This window comes from Actinokineospora sp. NPDC004072 (assembly GCF_053604195.1).
Genome location: NZ_JBSGHB010000002.1, coordinates 152,243 through 167,548 on the forward strand (window position 1 = coordinate 152,243; position 15,306 = coordinate 167,548).

18 protein-coding genes are annotated in these 15,306 nt (G+C 70.7%); 15 read left to right on the top strand and 3 right to left on the bottom strand.

Annotation, left to right across the window (positions count from 1 at the left end):
* The first annotated feature begins 83 nt into the window (after positions 1–83).
* The 3 genes from ftsZ to ACWEPX_RS03055 all read left to right on the top strand — a co-directional run bounded on the left by ftsZ (position 84) and on the right by ACWEPX_RS03055 (position 2,012).
* Positions 84–1,505 carry a cell division protein FtsZ gene (ftsZ, locus tag ACWEPX_RS03045; RefSeq protein WP_451895402.1) on the top strand — a complete coding sequence of 474 codons (1,422 nt, stop codon included), beginning with the start codon at positions 84–86 and terminating at the stop codon, positions 1,503–1,505.
* A gap of 75 nt (positions 1,506–1,580) precedes the next feature.
* Positions 1,581–1,790 (top strand): hypothetical protein, encoded by a 210-nt coding sequence (locus tag ACWEPX_RS03050; RefSeq protein WP_451895403.1) that lies wholly within the window; start codon positions 1,581–1,583, stop codon positions 1,788–1,790.
* Positions 1,791–2,012, top strand: coding sequence for a hypothetical protein (locus ACWEPX_RS03055; RefSeq protein WP_451895404.1), 222 nt, complete (start codon positions 1,791–1,793; stop codon positions 2,010–2,012). It abuts the gene before it with no gap.
* On the opposite strand, the gene ACWEPX_RS03060 is transcribed toward ACWEPX_RS03055, so the two are convergent.
* Positions 2,009–2,446: an Imm1 family immunity protein gene (locus ACWEPX_RS03060; protein ID WP_451895729.1), complete on the bottom strand. Its 438-nt coding sequence runs from the start codon at positions 2,444–2,446 to the stop codon at positions 2,009–2,011. The two genes, ACWEPX_RS03055 and ACWEPX_RS03060, sit on opposite strands and share 4 nt — an antisense overlap.
* Positions 2,446–3,156: a DddA-like double-stranded DNA deaminase toxin gene (locus tag ACWEPX_RS03065; protein WP_451895405.1), complete on the bottom strand. Its 711-nt coding sequence runs from the start codon at positions 3,154–3,156 to the stop codon at positions 2,446–2,448. The genes ACWEPX_RS03060 and ACWEPX_RS03065 overlap by 1 nt, the downstream gene beginning before the upstream one ends.
* Before the next feature lie 116 nt (positions 3,157–3,272).
* Here ACWEPX_RS03065 and pgeF point away from each other — a divergent pair, with 116 nt between their 5' ends.
* From pgeF to ACWEPX_RS03110, 9 genes are all read left to right on the top strand, one after another.
* Complete coding sequence (pgeF, locus tag ACWEPX_RS03070; protein ID WP_451895406.1) at positions 3,273–3,977, top strand: peptidoglycan editing factor PgeF; 705 nt, start codon at positions 3,273–3,275, stop codon at positions 3,975–3,977.
* Complete coding sequence (locus ACWEPX_RS03075) at positions 3,974–4,687, top strand: YggS family pyridoxal phosphate-dependent enzyme (protein ID WP_451895407.1); 714 nt, start codon at positions 3,974–3,976, stop codon at positions 4,685–4,687. The genes pgeF and ACWEPX_RS03075 overlap by 4 nt, the downstream gene beginning before the upstream one ends.
* Positions 4,688–4,799: 112 nt before the next feature.
* Positions 4,800–5,399: a cell division protein SepF gene (locus ACWEPX_RS03080; RefSeq protein WP_451895408.1), complete on the top strand. Its 600-nt coding sequence runs from the start codon at positions 4,800–4,802 to the stop codon at positions 5,397–5,399.
* Between the two features lie 19 nt (positions 5,400–5,418).
* Complete coding sequence (locus tag ACWEPX_RS03085) at positions 5,419–5,703, top strand: YggT family protein (protein ID WP_189211572.1); 285 nt, start codon at positions 5,419–5,421, stop codon at positions 5,701–5,703.
* A 46-nt stretch (positions 5,704–5,749) separates the two neighbouring features.
* Positions 5,750–6,553, top strand: coding sequence for a DivIVA-like cell division protein Wag31 (gene wag31 / locus ACWEPX_RS03090; protein ID WP_451895409.1), 804 nt, complete (start codon positions 5,750–5,752; stop codon positions 6,551–6,553).
* A 50-nt stretch (positions 6,554–6,603) separates the two neighbouring features.
* Positions 6,604–7,071: a hypothetical protein gene (locus ACWEPX_RS03095; protein WP_451895410.1), complete on the top strand. Its 468-nt coding sequence runs from the start codon at positions 6,604–6,606 to the stop codon at positions 7,069–7,071.
* A gap of 12 nt (positions 7,072–7,083) precedes the next feature.
* Positions 7,084–7,668: a nitroreductase family protein gene (locus ACWEPX_RS03100; protein WP_451895411.1), complete on the top strand. Its 585-nt coding sequence runs from the start codon at positions 7,084–7,086 to the stop codon at positions 7,666–7,668.
* Entirely contained in the window at positions 7,655–8,209 is a 555-nt protein-coding gene (locus tag ACWEPX_RS03105; RefSeq protein ID WP_451895412.1) for a DUF1349 domain-containing protein, read from the top strand. The genes ACWEPX_RS03100 and ACWEPX_RS03105 overlap by 14 nt, the downstream gene beginning before the upstream one ends.
* Positions 8,210–8,231: 22 nt before the next feature.
* Complete coding sequence (locus ACWEPX_RS03110; protein ID WP_451895413.1) at positions 8,232–8,756, top strand: NUDIX domain-containing protein; 525 nt, start codon at positions 8,232–8,234, stop codon at positions 8,754–8,756.
* A 179-nt stretch (positions 8,757–8,935) separates the two neighbouring features.
* On the opposite strand, the gene ACWEPX_RS03115 is transcribed toward ACWEPX_RS03110, so the two are convergent.
* Positions 8,936–9,670, bottom strand: coding sequence for a class I SAM-dependent methyltransferase (locus ACWEPX_RS03115; RefSeq protein ID WP_451895414.1), 735 nt, complete (start codon positions 9,668–9,670; stop codon positions 8,936–8,938).
* 294 nt (positions 9,671–9,964) lie between these two features.
* Here ACWEPX_RS03115 and ACWEPX_RS03120 point away from each other — a divergent pair, with 294 nt between their 5' ends.
* The 3 genes from ACWEPX_RS03120 to ileS all read left to right on the top strand — a co-directional run bounded on the left by ACWEPX_RS03120 (position 9,965) and on the right by ileS (position 15,162).
* Positions 9,965–11,167 carry an MFS transporter gene (locus tag ACWEPX_RS03120; protein ID WP_451895415.1) on the top strand — a complete coding sequence of 401 codons (1,203 nt, stop codon included), beginning with the start codon at positions 9,965–9,967 and terminating at the stop codon, positions 11,165–11,167.
* 13 nt (positions 11,168–11,180) lie between these two features.
* On the top strand, positions 11,181–11,840 hold the full coding sequence (locus tag ACWEPX_RS03125) for a ceramidase domain-containing protein (protein ID WP_451895416.1): 660 nt from the start codon (positions 11,181–11,183) through the stop codon (positions 11,838–11,840).
* A gap of 184 nt (positions 11,841–12,024) precedes the next feature.
* Entirely contained in the window at positions 12,025–15,162 is a 3,138-nt protein-coding gene (ileS, locus tag ACWEPX_RS03130; RefSeq protein WP_451895417.1) for an isoleucine--tRNA ligase, read from the top strand.
* Positions 15,163–15,306: the final 144 nt, after the last annotated feature.

A 15,306-nucleotide genomic window follows, 5' to 3' on the forward strand; every position in this document is an offset into this window, starting at 1 on the left:
GTTGACACAGCTCTGACTCTCTGGTTGAGGTCGAGGGTTTCGCCGGGCGGCAGTGCAGGTCCAGCGAACAGGAAGGCGGCTCGATGACGCCCCCGCACAACTACCTCGCCGTGATAAAGGTCGTCGGCATCGGTGGCGGCGGCGTGAACGCCGTCAACCGCATGATCGAGGTCGGGCTGAAGGGCGTCGAGTTCATCGCGGTGAACACCGACGCCCAGGCCCTGCTGATGTCCGACGCGGACGTCAAGCTCGACATCGGCCGCGAGCTGACCCGCGGTCTCGGCGCGGGCGCCAACCCCGAGGTCGGCCACAAGGCCGCCGAGGACCACCGCGAGGAGATCGAGGAGGTCCTCAAGGGGGCCGACATGGTCTTCGTGACCGCGGGCGAGGGCGGCGGCACGGGCACCGGCGGCGCGCCCGTGGTCGCCTCCATCGCCCGCAAGCTCGGCGCGCTGACCATCGGCGTGGTCACCCGCCCGTTCTCCTTCGAGGGCAAGCGGCGGGCCAAGCAGGCCGAGGACGGCATCAACGCCCTCCGCAACGAGTGCGACACCCTCATCGTCATCCCGAACGACCGCCTCCTCCAGCTCGGCGACGTCGGCGTCTCCCTGATGGACGCCTTCCGCTCGGCCGACGAGGTCCTCCTCTCCGGCGTCCAGGGCATCACCGACCTGATCACCACCCCCGGCTTGATCAACCTCGACTTCGCCGACGTCAAGTCGGTCATGTCCGGCGCGGGCTCGGCGTTGATGGGCATCGGCTCCGCCCGCGGCGAGGGCCGAGCGGTGCAGGCCGCCCAGAAGGCCATCAACTCCCCCCTCCTGGAAGCCAGCATGGACGGCGCCCACGGCGTCCTCCTAGCCATCGCAGGCGGCTCCGACCTGGGCCTCTTCGAAATCAACGAGTCTGCATCGCTGGTCCAGGAAGCCGCCCACCCCGAAGCCAACATCATCTTCGGCACGGTGATCGACGACTCCTTGGGCGACGAAGTCCGCGTAACCGTCATCGCCGCAGGCTTCGACGGCGGCACCCCCACCCACAAGAAGCTCGACCCCACCGCCCTCTCCTCCAAGCCCACCACCGCCACCGCCTCGGCAACCTCAGGCACCCTCCACCCCGACCCCACCCACTCCACCTCCCCCCACGCCACCCACGGCACCTCCACCCACGGCACCCAGGGCACCCAGGGCACCGCCACCCACGGCACCGCCACCCAGGGCACCGCCACCCACGGCACCCACGGCACCGCCACCCACGGCACCTCCGACTCCGCCTACCCCACCTCCCACCCCACTGCGCACTCCACCGCGCAGTCCCCCCACTCCACCCCCACCTCACCCACCGACCCCACCCCACCAACCCAGCCCTACCCCGGCACCTACCAAAGCACCACCTACCCCCCACGCCCCACCTACCACCCCACCCGCCCCGGCACCCCCCAAGCCACCCCGGTAACCGAAGACCCAGACGACGAGGTCGACGTCCCCCCCTTCATGCGCCGGTAGCCGGGCGCCCGCGGGCGCCCTTCCACATCCCGAAAGCCCCGCCCCGGCCCAGCAGCCCGGCGGGACCATGGGACCGTGCGAATCCGCGAGCTGGACACGCTGCTGGTCGACCTCCTCAGCCCCGACCACCCCGAGATCGTGCAGACCAAGATCCTCGACAAGGGGCACAGCCGGGTCCGGGTCGAGTTCGCCAGCGGCGCCATCGCCACGATCACCGTCCGCGAGGTCTCCGGCCCAGGCGTGCCCGCGCACGCGCCGTACTCGATCCCCGAGTCGGTGATCTGAGTGCGCCGCGACCGCCTCGTCACCCACCTCCGCGACCAGCTGGCCGCCAGCGGCCACCCCGCCATCGCAGAGGTCGGCACCTACCGGATCAACAACGGCCTAGAGGACATCGAGATCACCTGCACCAACGGCCGCGTGATCCGCCTCAACATCACCCGAACCTCACCCCCCGGCGGCGACGACTTCACCGCCCCCGAGCAGATCATCACCAAGACCCCCTAACCCCACGCCGGGTCATCGTGCGCAGGAATCGCCTGCCCGTCCTCAACCGGCGCCTCCCACTCCTGCCACCGAATCGCAGCAGGCCGCTCACCGGTCTCCGCGAACTCGTGCACCGCCGCCCGGACATCCGCCGCCGCCACCTCCGCATCCGGCGGAAACTCGGTCACGTGCTGCTGCAGGTCGTAGCCGAGCGGACCACCACCCCGAGGCTCCCCCTGGCTGTAGAACCCCGCCCCAACCCGCCCGTAGTAGGCGACCCCCATCTCCCCGCGGAACCCCACGTACATGACCCCAGCCCCACCAACGAGGGTGACCGTGCTGAGCACCCCGTCCCCCAGCCCCACAACCCGATCCAACTCCGCATCAACCTCAGCAGCAGTAGCCGCCACCCGCCCCCTGCCCTGACCATTCACATGCCAAAACTCCAACATCATCACGCGCGCGCTCCGGTGAACACCTGTCGGCCGGTTGGTGTGATCACCGTAATCGAGCAGCCCGGCGGCAGCAGCCGGGGCAGGAAACTCGCGCACGACAGGTCGCCGTCGCACACGTTGTTGTTGATCACCAGGGTGACGTTGGCGGTGGCTCCGGTGTCCTCCCATCGTTGGCGGATCATCGCCGAGAGTTTGATCTCAACATGGGTGTTGATCGCTGCCCGTTCCGCGCCGAGTTGGTCGAGGTAGGTTTCGGCCAGGATCGCCGTGTGGTCGCGGCCGCTGATGAGCGTCTGCACGGGGCCGTTCCCGACGAACCATCGACCGTGGGTCTTGCGCCCGGTCATAGTGCCTTCGATCGGCGGCGGCAACTCGCGTCGCGCCTGCTCAACCTTGCTGCCGTGCGCCGACCTCATTGACGCGGCGGAAGGCGCCCGCCGACCCGCAGCACCGGCGACGTTGCTCAGATACTCGATGAAGCCGTTCGCGCATGCGGTCGCGTTGCCGTGGACTTCGCCGAGCTGGCGCAGCGCCCTCGTCAGCGCGTCGAGGGCCGCGGCGGCCTCCGGCCGGCCCGTGCCGCTGGTCGCCCGCGCGATGAGGGCGCGCGCCTCCTCGAAGTGCCTCGTCGCAGCGGTCAGCGACGCCGAACCCGTGCTCACCTTGTCGAGGGCGCCACGGATCGCGGCGGCGACCGCTTCAATGGACACCAGCCCATCGTGGCCCACCAGCGCAGCGGCGCAGATGATGTCGCCCCATCGTCACCCTTCCCGCCGCAACCTCGAAGAACCTCCCCCCACTCCCGCACCGACTAAGCTCCACCACCGTGCGAATCCGGCGTGTGGTCACCACCCGAGAGGGCGGCGCCTCCAACCCCCCATACGACTCGTTCAACCTCGGCGACCACGTAGGCGATCTCCCCGAGCACGTCCAAGCCAACCGCGCCCGCCTAGCCCGGGAGATCGGCCTCCCCGAAGATCGCCTCGCCTGGATGGAGCAGGTCCACGGACGCACCGCCACCATCGTCACCGGCCCCCAGACCGAGCCAGCCGAGGCCACCGACGCCCTCGTCACCGCCGAGCCCAACCTCGCCCTGGTCGCCCTCGCCGCCGACTGCGTCCCCGTCCTCCTCGCCGACCCCGAGGCAGGCGTAGTCGCCGCCGTCCACGCCGGACGGGTCGGCGCGCGGGTCGGCGTCGTCCCCGCCGCCCTCAAGGCCATGACCGAAGCAGGCGCCGACATCCAGCGCGTCGAAGCGCTGCTTGGCCCCGCGATCTGCGGTGACTGCTACGAGGTCCCCGCCGCCATGCGTGACGACATGGAGGCGCGCCTGCCCGGCAGCGCCTGCAAGACCCGCTCCGGCACCCCCGGCGTCGACCTGCGCGCCGGCCTCTGGCGCCAGCTCGCCGACGCGGGCGTCGCGCGCATCGGCGTCGACCCGCGGTGCACCCGGGAGGAGCGGACCCTGTTCAGCCACCGCAGGGATGGGACCACTGGGCGATTGGCCGCCGTCACGTGGGTGGAGCCGTGAGCGCGCGGGCCGCGGAGATCGCGGCGAACCTCGCCGATGTGCGGGCCCGCATCGCGGCGGCCTGCAAGGCGGCGGGACGCAGCCCAGACGAGGTGCGGCTGCTGGCCGTCACCAAGACCTTCCCCGCCTCCGACGCCGCCATCCTCGCCGGGCTGGGCGTGCGCGACCTGGCCGAGAACCGCGACCAGGAGGCCGCCGCGAAGGCCGCCGAGGTCGAGGCCGACGTGCGCTGGCACATGGTCGGCAGGCTCCAGCGCAACAAGGCCCGCTCGGTCGTGCGCTGGGCCGACGAGGTGCAGTCCGTCGACTCGGCCCGGCTCGTCGGCGCGCTGGCCAAGGCCGTCGCCGCCGCCCGCGACGCGGGGGAGCGGGAGGGGCCGCTCGACGTCCTGATCCAGGCCAGCATCGACGGCGATCCCGCGCGCGGAGGGTGTCCGCTCGACGACCTCCCGCAGTTGGCCGAGGAGGTAATTCGTTCGAGTGATCTACACCTCCGGGGGATCATGGCCGTGGCGCCGCTCGGGATGGAACCCCGGGCCGCCTTCGACCGTCTTGCAAGTGTGGCAGGGGGGCTGCGCGCCGAATTTCCCACGGCGAGCGAGCTGTCCTGCGGCATGAGTAACGATCTGGAAGAAGCGATCGACTACGGGTCGACATGCGTGCGTGTCGGAACCGCCCTGCTGGGAGGCCGAGGGCTAGCCTCCCCGTAGAAGAGTTCCGGTTGCCATAACCCCGGGGAGTGGTTGAGTCGGACTGGGACGTGGTAGGTCGACGCAGGTCGGGAGTTGTCGGACCACGCTCGGGGAGTCGCGGAGGAACGCCATGAGCACACTGCAGAAGCTGAAGGCCTACTTCGGCATGGTCCCCGCCGACGAGTTCGACGACTACGAGTCGGAGGACTACGACCGGCGTGGCTACCGGCGACCGGAATACCTCGACGACGAGTTCGACGACTACCCGCCCGGGCGCCGCCGCTGGGTCGGCGCCCAGCGCGAGTACGGCGACGAGTTCGAGCCCGAGCGGCCCCGCCCGTCCTGGGCGGCCGCCGAGCCGGCCACGCACGGCGCGCTCGCCGTCGAGCCGCGCCGCGACCCCGCGCCCCGGCTGCGCCCGGTGGAGGCCCCCGCGCCCGGCGGCTACCCGCTCGGTCGGGTGATCACCCTTCACCCGACCAGCTACAACGAGGCGCGCACCATCGGCGAGCACTACCGCGACGGCCGCCCGGTCATCATGAACCTGACCGAGATGGACGACGCGGACGCCAAGCGCCTGGTGGACTTCGCCGCCGGTCTGGCCTTCGCGCTGCGCGGGTCGATCGACAAGGTGACCGCCAAGGTGTTCTTGATCTCACCGCCGAACATCGACCCGACCGCCGAGGACAAGCGCCGCCTCGTCGAGGGCGGGTTCGACCGGCGCGGCTGAGTGATGGCACAGTTGTGGGGTGGAACCGGTACTGCTCATCGCCTACTGGGTGCTCTTCGCCTTCTGGCTGCTGCTGACCGCCCGTGTGGTCGTCGAACTCGTCCGCACGTTCGCGCGCGAGTGGCGGCCAGCGGGTGGGGTTGCGGTGACGCTGGAGACCATCTACACAGTGACAGATCCTCCGGTGCGGCTGGTTCGTCGGATCATCCCGACGGTCCGCATCGGAGGCGTGGGCCTGGACCTATCGATTATGGTGCTGCTGCTGGTCGTGTTCATCCTGATGCGGCTGGCGTATCCCGGGTGACGGGGAACCTGGGTCATCGCAGCCCTGGAGTGCGTGAGGTGATCAGATGTCGTTGACCCCCGCTGACGTGCACAATGTGGCGTTCAGCAAGCCTCCGATTGGCAAGCGGGGCTACAACGAGGACGAGGTGGACGCCTTCCTCGACTTGGTCGAGGTCGAGCTGTCCCGCCTGATCGAGGAGAACAACGACCTGCGCGCGCAGGTCGAGCAGCTCGACGCCCAGCTCGAATCCGCCCGCGCCGACCTCGACGAGGCCCGCTCCGGCGCCGCCGGGGTGGCCGAGGCCCGACGGCTGCAGCCGGTGCCCCCGCCGAGCCCGATGGAGCAGACCAGCCCGGGCGGCGGCGACCACCACGTGCAGGCCGCCAAGGTGCTGGGCCTGGCCCAGGAGATGGCCGACCGGCTCACCGGCGAGGCCAAGGCCGAGGCCGACGGCATGCTGGCCGAAGCCCGCACCAAGTCCGAGCAGCTGCTCTCCGAGGCGCGGACCAAGGCCGACACCATGGTCAACGAGGCCCGCACGCGCGCCGAGACCATGCTCAACGACGCCCGGACCCGGGCCGAGACGCTGGAGCGGCAGGCCCGCGAGAAGGCCACCACGCTGGAGCGCGACGCCCAGCGCCAGCACGCGGAGATCATCGGCGCGGTGCAGGCCGAGCGCACCACGCTGGAGAAGAAGATCGACGAGCTGCGCACCTTCGAGCGCGAGTACCGCACCCGGTTGAAGTCGCTGCTGGAGTCCAGCCTGCGCGAGCTGAGCGACCGGGGGCCCGCGGCCCCCGCCGACGGCGGCCGCGCGGCCGGGCAGAAGAGCGGCTACTCCTTCGGCCCGCGCGCCGAAGCGGGCTGATCGGTTCAGCCGACCGGGTCCCAGCCGACCCGGTCGGCTAGGCGGCAGCAGTGCTGTACATCGTTCTGGTGCTGGTCCTGGCCGCGCTCGGCCTGCTGGTCGCGGCGCTGACCACGGCCAGCACCCTGTGGGCGTGGCTGTCCATCGGGATCAGCCTCGCGGGCGCGGCGATCCTCGTCGTGGACTGGCTGGGCAACCGCAGGCGTCGGGCCGAATCCGCCGACGCGGCGGTGGCCCGCGCTGATCCCGTGGTCGAGGCCGAGCCCGCGGAGCCGTCCGACGACGAGCCCGCCGAGGAGCCGACCGACGCCGCCGACCTGCTGGTCGTGTCGGAGCTGTCGGCCGAGGTGCGGGTGGTCGACGAGCGCCCGCGCTACCACCTGTCCCGCTGCACGTGGCTGGTCGGGCGTCCGACGCTGGGCCTGCCCGTGTCGGAGGCGCGCCAGCTCGGCTTCACCCCGTGCGCGGTGTGCTCACCTGATTCGGTGTTGGCCGCCCAGCACCGCCAGACGACCTGAGCGGGGGTTCGCGTGGAGTTCCAGGACGTCGTGCGCCGACGCCGGATGGTGCGCAAGTTCACCGACGAGCCGGTCTCGGCCGCGAGCCTGGACCGGATCATGCGCAACGCCCGCCGCGGCCCGTCCGCTGGCTTCTCCCAGGGCCAGGGCTTCCTCGTCCTCCAGGGCGACGACCTGGCCGAGTTCTGGGAGTTCGGCGGGGCGTGGACGGTGGAGACGGTGCGCACGGCCCCGGTGGTGGTCGTCCCGTTCTCGGTGAAGGACCAGTACCTCGACCGCTACGCGCGCGCCGACAAGGGCTGGACCGACCGCTCCGAGTCCCACTGGCCGGTGCCGTACTGGCACATCGACACCGGCATGGCCGCCCTGCTCATCCTGCAGACGGCCGTTGACGAGGGCTTGGGCGCGGTGTTCTTCGGCATCGGCCCCGAAGGCGCCGAACGCCTCCACACCGACTTCGGCGTCCCCACCACCCACGAGCCCATCGGCGTCATCGCCCTGGGCCACCCCGACGAGCCGGAACTGCCCCCCGAGGCATCCCCCCGCCACATCCCGCGCCGACCCGCGGCGGAGACGGTCCACTATGGCCGTTGGTGACTGGCACTGGTTCAACGAGCCCCGAACCTGGTCGACCGACAACGGCCTCACTATCGTCGCCGACCCCGGAACCGACCTCTGGCGCACAACCCACTACGGCTTCAACCGCGACACCGCCCACATCCTGGGCGACACCCGCACGGGTGATTTCACCCTGACCGCCTCCTTCACCGCCGCCTACGCCGCCCAATACGACCAGTCAGGCATCGCCCTCCGCATCGACTCGCGGAACTGGATCAAGGCCGGCGTAGAGCTAGTCGACGGCCAACACCAGGTAAGCGCCGTCGTAACCCGCGACTTCTCCGACTGGTCCGTCGTCCCCACAGGCCGCGCAGACCGAATCACCATCACCGCCCACCGCAAGGGCGACACGGTAACCATCACCTACGCCCACGGCCCCACCCCCACCATGCTGCGCCTGGCCTACTTCCCACCCGCAGTCCCCGTCTTGGCCGGCGTAATGACCGCAGCCCCCACCGGCCCCGGCTTCACCACCCACTTCGACCACATCGACCTGTCCGAGCCGAGCACCGGGTGCTGAGGCGCTGTCGGCGGTGCCCCAGGTGAACACGCCACCACGCCCCGCGGAGGCCCTACCGACCCCGGAGCACGTCGCCAGCCTGGCCCGCAAACGAATGGCCGCAGGCGTCCTCCTCCGCGACCGCGACGACCGGGTACTGCTGGTGGAGCCGTCCTACAAGCCGAACTGGGAACTCCCCGGCGGCGCCGTAGAGGCCGACGAATCCCCATGGGCGGCGGCGTCCCGCGAGCTGATCGAGGAGTTGGGCCTGACTCGCCCATTGGGCCGGCTGCTGGTAGTCGACTACGTACTTCCCCACGACGGCAAACCCGAAGGAGTGACCTTCATCTTCGACGGCGGCCACCTAGACGAGGCCGACCTGACCACCCTGCCCCTCCCCAACAACGAAATCCTCTCCGCCAGCTTCCACACCCTCGAGCAAGCACGTACCAAGACCAAACCCCTACTAGCCAACCGCCTCACCGCCGCAACCGAAGCAGCCCACCAAGGCATCACCGCATTGTGCGAACACGGCGTACGAGTCGCCTTCTCCCCACCACCCCCCTGAGACGGCCCTCCTCCCCACCCAACGACCCACCCGAACCGGGAATCTGGGACGTCACCACCCCCGGCGATAACCGCCCTGCCAGCGCTGACGCCGCCGACCCCGACCGTCCCCGACTTCACCACCCACTTCAACCCCCCACCTGTCCGCGTCCAGCAGCCGGCAGCCGATTTCGCCCGTGTTCAGGTGTCTGCGACCAGCAGCCGGTAGCCCGCGTCCAGCTCGGCCATGTCCATCAACTCCCCGTACCGCTCCAACCACGCCCCGCTGCCCATATCCGCCGCCAACCGGGCTAACCCCGGACGCAACCGCTCTTCCCCCGTCTGCGCCAACCCCGACGCCCCCGCCCGAACCGCCGGATCGAGGTACGCCGCAGGCCGTCGCCAGTACGCGGCGAGGAACCCGTCCGTGCAGTCATGCGGCACCGGCACCGGGACGACCCGAGCCCCGAGCGCGTCGACCAAGCGGGGGAGGGGCACCGCCCGCCGATCATCGAACGCCGCGACCTCCGGCAGGTAGTCCCGCAGCAACCAGAACTCCCGCGTGACCTCCTGATCCCACGTCAACACCACCACCCGCCGCGCAACCCTCCGCAACTCCGCCACCCCAGCCTCAAGATCCCCCCAGTGATGCACCGTCAACACCGCCAACACCACATCCGCCGCCTGATCCCGCACCGGCAACCCCTCCGCCACCCCCCGCACAACCGGCGCAGCCCCCACCGGCCGCTGCCGAACCATCGTCAAACTCGGCTCAACCGCCAACACCGTCCCCACAGGCTCATACGCCCCAGCCCCCGCCCCCACATTGATCACCCTCCGAGCACCCCCCACGGCCTCGGCAATCAACGCCCCAATCCGCGGATCCGGCCGCCGAGTACTGGTGTAGCTCCGCCCGATGGCGTCGTAGATGGTCACGCCCTCCAGAGTGATCGAATACGGCACCCACCTCCACCCCTCCCACACCACAGCCCACCAACCCCACCCCGGCACCCGCCGAGCCCTCCCGCACCGCGGTCTCGTCAGCCCCCACCCACAGCGGCCCCGGGCCGCACCCTCCCGCGCCAACCACCCCCAGACGACCGCCCCGCATCCGCCACCAGCCCGACCCCCAGCCGCCCCACGCGACATCCCCACCACGCCCCGCCCGCACCCAACCACCCCGATCAAAAATCAGTGGCCGATTCCAGCCGTTCCAATAAGTTGTGCGGCATGCCGGTGGCCACCAAGCTCGGACGGGACTTCGGGAAGCTGTGGACGGCGACCGCCGCGACCAACATCGGTGACGGCATCGCCCTGGCCGCAGGCCCCCTCCTCATCGCCTCCCTCACCGGCGACCCCCGCCTGGTCGCCGGTGCCGTCTTCGCCCAGCAGCTGCCCTGGCTGCTCTTCGCCCTCTTCAGCGGCGCCTGGGTAGACCGCCTAGACCGCCGCAAGGTCATCGCCGTAGTCGATGTCCTCCGCGCCGCCGTCGCGGCCGGGCTGGCGGTCGCCATCTGGACCGAAGTCGTCACCGTCTGGATCGTCTACCTGGCCTTCTTCCTGATCGGCGTCGCCGAGACGTTCGCTGATACCGCGGCCAACGCGCTCCTCCCCGCGCTCGTCGAGCCCGAAGCCCTCCCCAAGGCCAACGCCCGCCTCACCGCCGTGCTCTACGTCGGCAACCAGTTCGCCGCCCCGCCCCTCGGCGCCGCGCTGTTCGTCGTCGGCGCGGCGCTGCCCTTCGGGGTCAACGCGGTCGCCTTCCTGCTGGCCGCCGTCGTCATGCTCACCATCCGCCACCGCCCCGAGCCGCGCCCGCGCCAGGCCACCCGGCTCACCGCCGAGATCGCCGAGGGCGTGCGCTGGCTGTGGCGGCACCGCCTGCTGCGCACCCTCGCCTTCTGCCTCGGTGTGATGAACGTCCTGCTCATGGCCTCCTTCGCGATCTACGTCCTCTACGCCAAGGAGCGCCTGGGCCTGGGCGACATCGGCTTCGGCGTGCTCATCACCGCGGGCGCGGTCGGCGGCCTGGCGGGCACCGCCCTGGTCGAGCCGCTGCGCGCCCGCTTCGGCGAGCACACCCTCCTGCGCGCGGGCCTGGTCGTGGAGACCCTGACCCACGTCGGCCTCGCGCTGGCCACCGACGCCTGGGTCGCCGCCGCGATCACCGTCGTCTTCGGCGTCCACGGCGCCATCTGGGGTGTGGTCGCCATCTCCGTGCGCCAGCGCGTCGTGCCCGACGAGCTGCGCGGGCGGGTCGACAGCGTGTACCGGCTGCTGGTGATCGGCGGGGCCGCGCTCGGCGCCCCGCTCAGCGGCGTGCTGGCCGCCTGGCTGGGCGTCACCGGCCCGTTCTGGGTGGCGGGCGCGGCGATGGCCGTGCTCACCGCCGTCGTGTGGCCGAGGTTCAGCCGGGCCGCGTTCGCCATCTGATAGGCATGTGCCCATGCCGGTTGACGCCTACTGCGAACGCACCGGCCCGGACTTCTGGTCCGAGCCGGTCAACGCGCTGACCAACGCGGCGTTCCTCGTCGCCGCCTACCTCGCCTACCGGTACCTGCTCCGGCAGCCGACCCGGCCGCCGAGCCTGGTGGTGCTGGTGGCCATCCTCACCGCCATCGGCCTGGGCAGCTTCACCTTCCACACCGTCGCCACCACCTGGGCCGCCACCCTCGACACCACCCCCATCCTGCTGTTCATGCTCGCCTACGTCGTCGCCTTCACCAGGCACTTCATGGGCGCGCCCTGGCGGTGGGCGTGGGTCGCCGCGCCCGTCTTCGTGGTCTTCTCCATCGGGGTGAACGCGCTGGTCGACTTCGGCGGCTACGCCCCGGCCCTGCTCGGCCTGCTGATCATGTCCGGCATCACCGCCTTCCTGCGGATGTACGGCCCGGCCCGCGCCTACCTGGGCATCGCCGGGCTGTTCGCCGTCTCGCTGACCCTGCGCACGGTCGACGAGTCGGTCTGCGGCTGGCTGCCGCTGGGCACCCACTTCCTCTGGCACGTGCTCAACGCCGCCGTCCTCTACCTGGTCATCCGCGTCGCCGCCGACCGGGTCGCCAACCAGCTTGCGCGCATTGGCTACTCTGGAGGCATACGGCGTTGATCCGGCCATCACCGGGGAGCCTCCGGAAGAACGGGCGCGAGCCCCAGTAGAACCGGACGGGACGGCCCGTCACAGCCGACCAGCGAGGGGTCGCGGGTTCGCCCGCGGCAAGCGGGGTGGTACCGCGGCGCGCGAGCGTCGTCCCCGTGTGGGTCCGACCGATCCGTACGAGGGAGCTACCGCGATGTACCCGCGCGCACACGTCGGCGACAGCGCCGCCGTCCCCGCCCAGCCGTCCTTCCCCGCCCTGGAAGCCGCCGTCCTCGACTACTGGGCCGCCGACCGCACCTTCGCGGCCACTGTGGACGCGCGCCCGGCCGGGGAGAACGGCGCCAACGAGTTCGTCTTCTACGACGGCCCGCCCTTCGCCAACGGCCTGCCCCACTACGGCCACCTGCTCACCGGCTACGTCAAGGACGTCGTCCCGCGCTACCAGACCATGCGCGGGCGCCACGTCGAGCGCCGCTTCGGCTGGGACACCCACGGCCTGCCCGCCGAGGTCGAGGCCGAGAAGCAGCTCGGGTTCAGCGCCAAGAGCGAGATCGAGGACTTCGGCGTCGAGAAGTTCAACGAGGTCTGCCGCAGCTCGGTGCTCCAGTACACCGACCAGTGGCGCGACTACGTGACCCGCCAGGCCCGCTGGGTCGACTTCGACAACGACTACAAGACCCTCGACCTGGACTACATGGAAAGCGTCATGTGGGCCTTCAAGTCCCTCTGGGACAAGGGCTTGGTCTACGAGGGCTTCCGGGTGCTCTGGTACTGCTGGCGCTGCGAGACGCCGCTGTCCAACACCGAGACGAAGATGGACGACACCTACCGCAGCCGCCAGGACCCGGCGGTCACGGTGTCGCTGCGCCTCGACGCCCCCGGCACCGACCTCGACGGCGTGCACGCCCTGGTCTGGACGACGACCCCGTGGACGCTGCCGTCCAACCTCGCCGCCGCCGTGCACCCCGAGGTCGACTACGTCGTGGTCGAGGCGTTCGACCACCCCGACCGCCGCTACCTGCTCGCCGAGGCCCGGGTGTCCGCCTACGCCCGCGAGCTGGGCGACGAGCCCCAGGTCGTGGCCCGCTACAAGGGCGCCGACCTGCTCGGCACCCGCTACCGGCCGCCGTTCGACTTCTTCCTCGGCCGCGAGAACGCCCACCAGGTCCTCGCCGCCGACTACGTCACCACCGACGACGGCACCGGCATGGTCCACATCGCCCCCGCCTTCGGTGAGGAGGACAAGGTCGTCACCGACGCCGCGGGCATCGAGGTGGCCAACCCCGTCGACGCCCACGGCCGCTTCACCGCCGAGGTCGCCCCCTACCAGGGCCTCCAGGTCTTCGAGGCGAACAAGCCGATCATCCGCGACCTCAAGGACGCGGGCCTGCTGCTGCGCCACGAGACCTACGACCACCCGTACCCGCACTGCTGGCGCTGCGGCAACGCGCTCATCCAGCGCGCGGTGTCGTCGTGGTTCGTCGCGGTCAGCCGGTTCAAGGACCGGATGGTCGAGCTGAACCAGCAGATCAACTGGGTGCCCGGGCACGTGCGCGACGGCCAGTTCGGCAAGTGGCTGGAGAACGCGCGCGACTGGAACATCAGCCGCAACCGCTTCTGGGGCTCGCCGATCCCGGTCTGGGTGTCGGATGACCCCGAGCACCCGCGGGTGGACGTGTACGGCTCGCTGGACGAGCTGGAGCGCGACTTCGGCGTGCGCCCGACCGACCTGCACCGGCCCGCGATCGATGAGCTGGTCCGGCCCAACCCCGACGACCCGACCGGCAAGTCGATGATGCGGCGGGTGCCGGAGGTGCTCGACTGCTGGTTCGAGTCGGGCTCGATGTCCTTCGCCCAGGTGCACTACCCGTTCGAGAACCGCGAGTGGTTCGAGGACCACTACCCGGGCGACTTCATCGTCGAGTACAACGGCCAGACCCGCGGCTGGTTCTACACCATGCACGTGCTGGCGACGGCCCTGTTCGACCGCCCCGCGTTCACCAACTGCATGGCGCACGGCATCGTCCTGGGCGACGACGGGCAGAAGATGTCCAAGTCGCTGAAGAACTACCCGGACGTCAACGAGGTCTTCGACCGCGACGGCTCCGACGCCATGCGCTGGTTCCTCATGGCCTCCCCGATCCTGCGCGGCGGCGACCTGGTCGTCACCGAACGCGGCATCCGCGACGCGGTCCGGCAGGCCGTGCTGCCGCTGTGGAACTCGTACTACTTCCTTGCCCTCTACGCCAACGCCGAGGGCAAGGAAGGCACGTGGCGCACGGACTCCCAGCACGTCCTCGACCGCTACGCCCTGGCCAAGACCCGCCAGCTCGTGGCCGCGGTCACCGACGCGATGGACACCTACGACATCTCGGGCGCGTGCCAGTCCGTCCGCGAGTTCCTGGAGGTCCTGACCAACTGGTACGTCCGCCGCTCCCGCGACCGCTTCTGGTCCGGCGACACCGACGCCATCGACACCCTGCACACGGTCCTGGAGACGGTGTGCCGGGTCGCGGCCCCGCTGCTGCCCCTGACCACGGAAGCGGTCTGGCGCGGCCTGACCGGCGAACGCTCGGTCCACCTGACCGACTGGCCCGCGGTTGACGACCTCCCCGGCGATGACGCGCTGGTGGCGGCGATGGACCGTGTCCGTCAGGTGTGCTCGTCGGCCCTGGCGCTGCGCAAGGCCAACAAGCTGCGCGTCCGCCTGCCGCTGGCGACTTTGCTGGTAGCCGCCGAGGACGTCGCCGTCCTGGAACCCTTCACCGAGCTGATCCGCGACGAGGTCAACGTCAAGGCGGTGGAACTGACCACCGACGTAGCCGCCCACGGCCGCTTCGAACTGGTCGTCAACGCCCGAGCCTGCGGCCCCCGCCTCGGCAAGGACGTCCAAAAGGTCATCAAGGCCGTCAAGGCAGGCGAGTGGTCCGTCGACGATTCGGGCACGGTCGTCGCAGCCGGAATCCCCTTGCAGGAAGGCGAATACGAACGCCGCCTGGTAGCCGTAGACCCAGCCGCCACCGCCGAACTCCCCGGCGGCCTGGTCGTCCTGGACACCACCGTCACCCCAGCCCTCCAATCCGAAGGCATCGCCCGAGACCTGATCCGCGTAATCCAACAAGCCCGCCGCGACGCCAACCTCTCCATCTCCGACCGAATCACCCTCACCATCGACGCCCCCGCAGAACACGCGGAGGCCATCGAAACCCACAAGTCCTTCATCGCCGGAGAAACCCTCGCAGAATCCGTAACCCTCGCCCCCGCCCCCACCGGCTCCACGGGCACCGTCGGCGAAGGCGTAGAAGTCCGCGTCTCCGTAACCAAGGCCTGACGTAAGGGGGGCGGTTCCCCCAGGAACCGCCCCCACCCCTTCCCGCGCACCCCTTCCCGCGCACCCCTTCCCGCGCACCCCTTCCCGCGCACCCCTTCCCGCGCACCCCTTCCCGCGCACCCCTTCCCGCGCACCCCTTCCCGC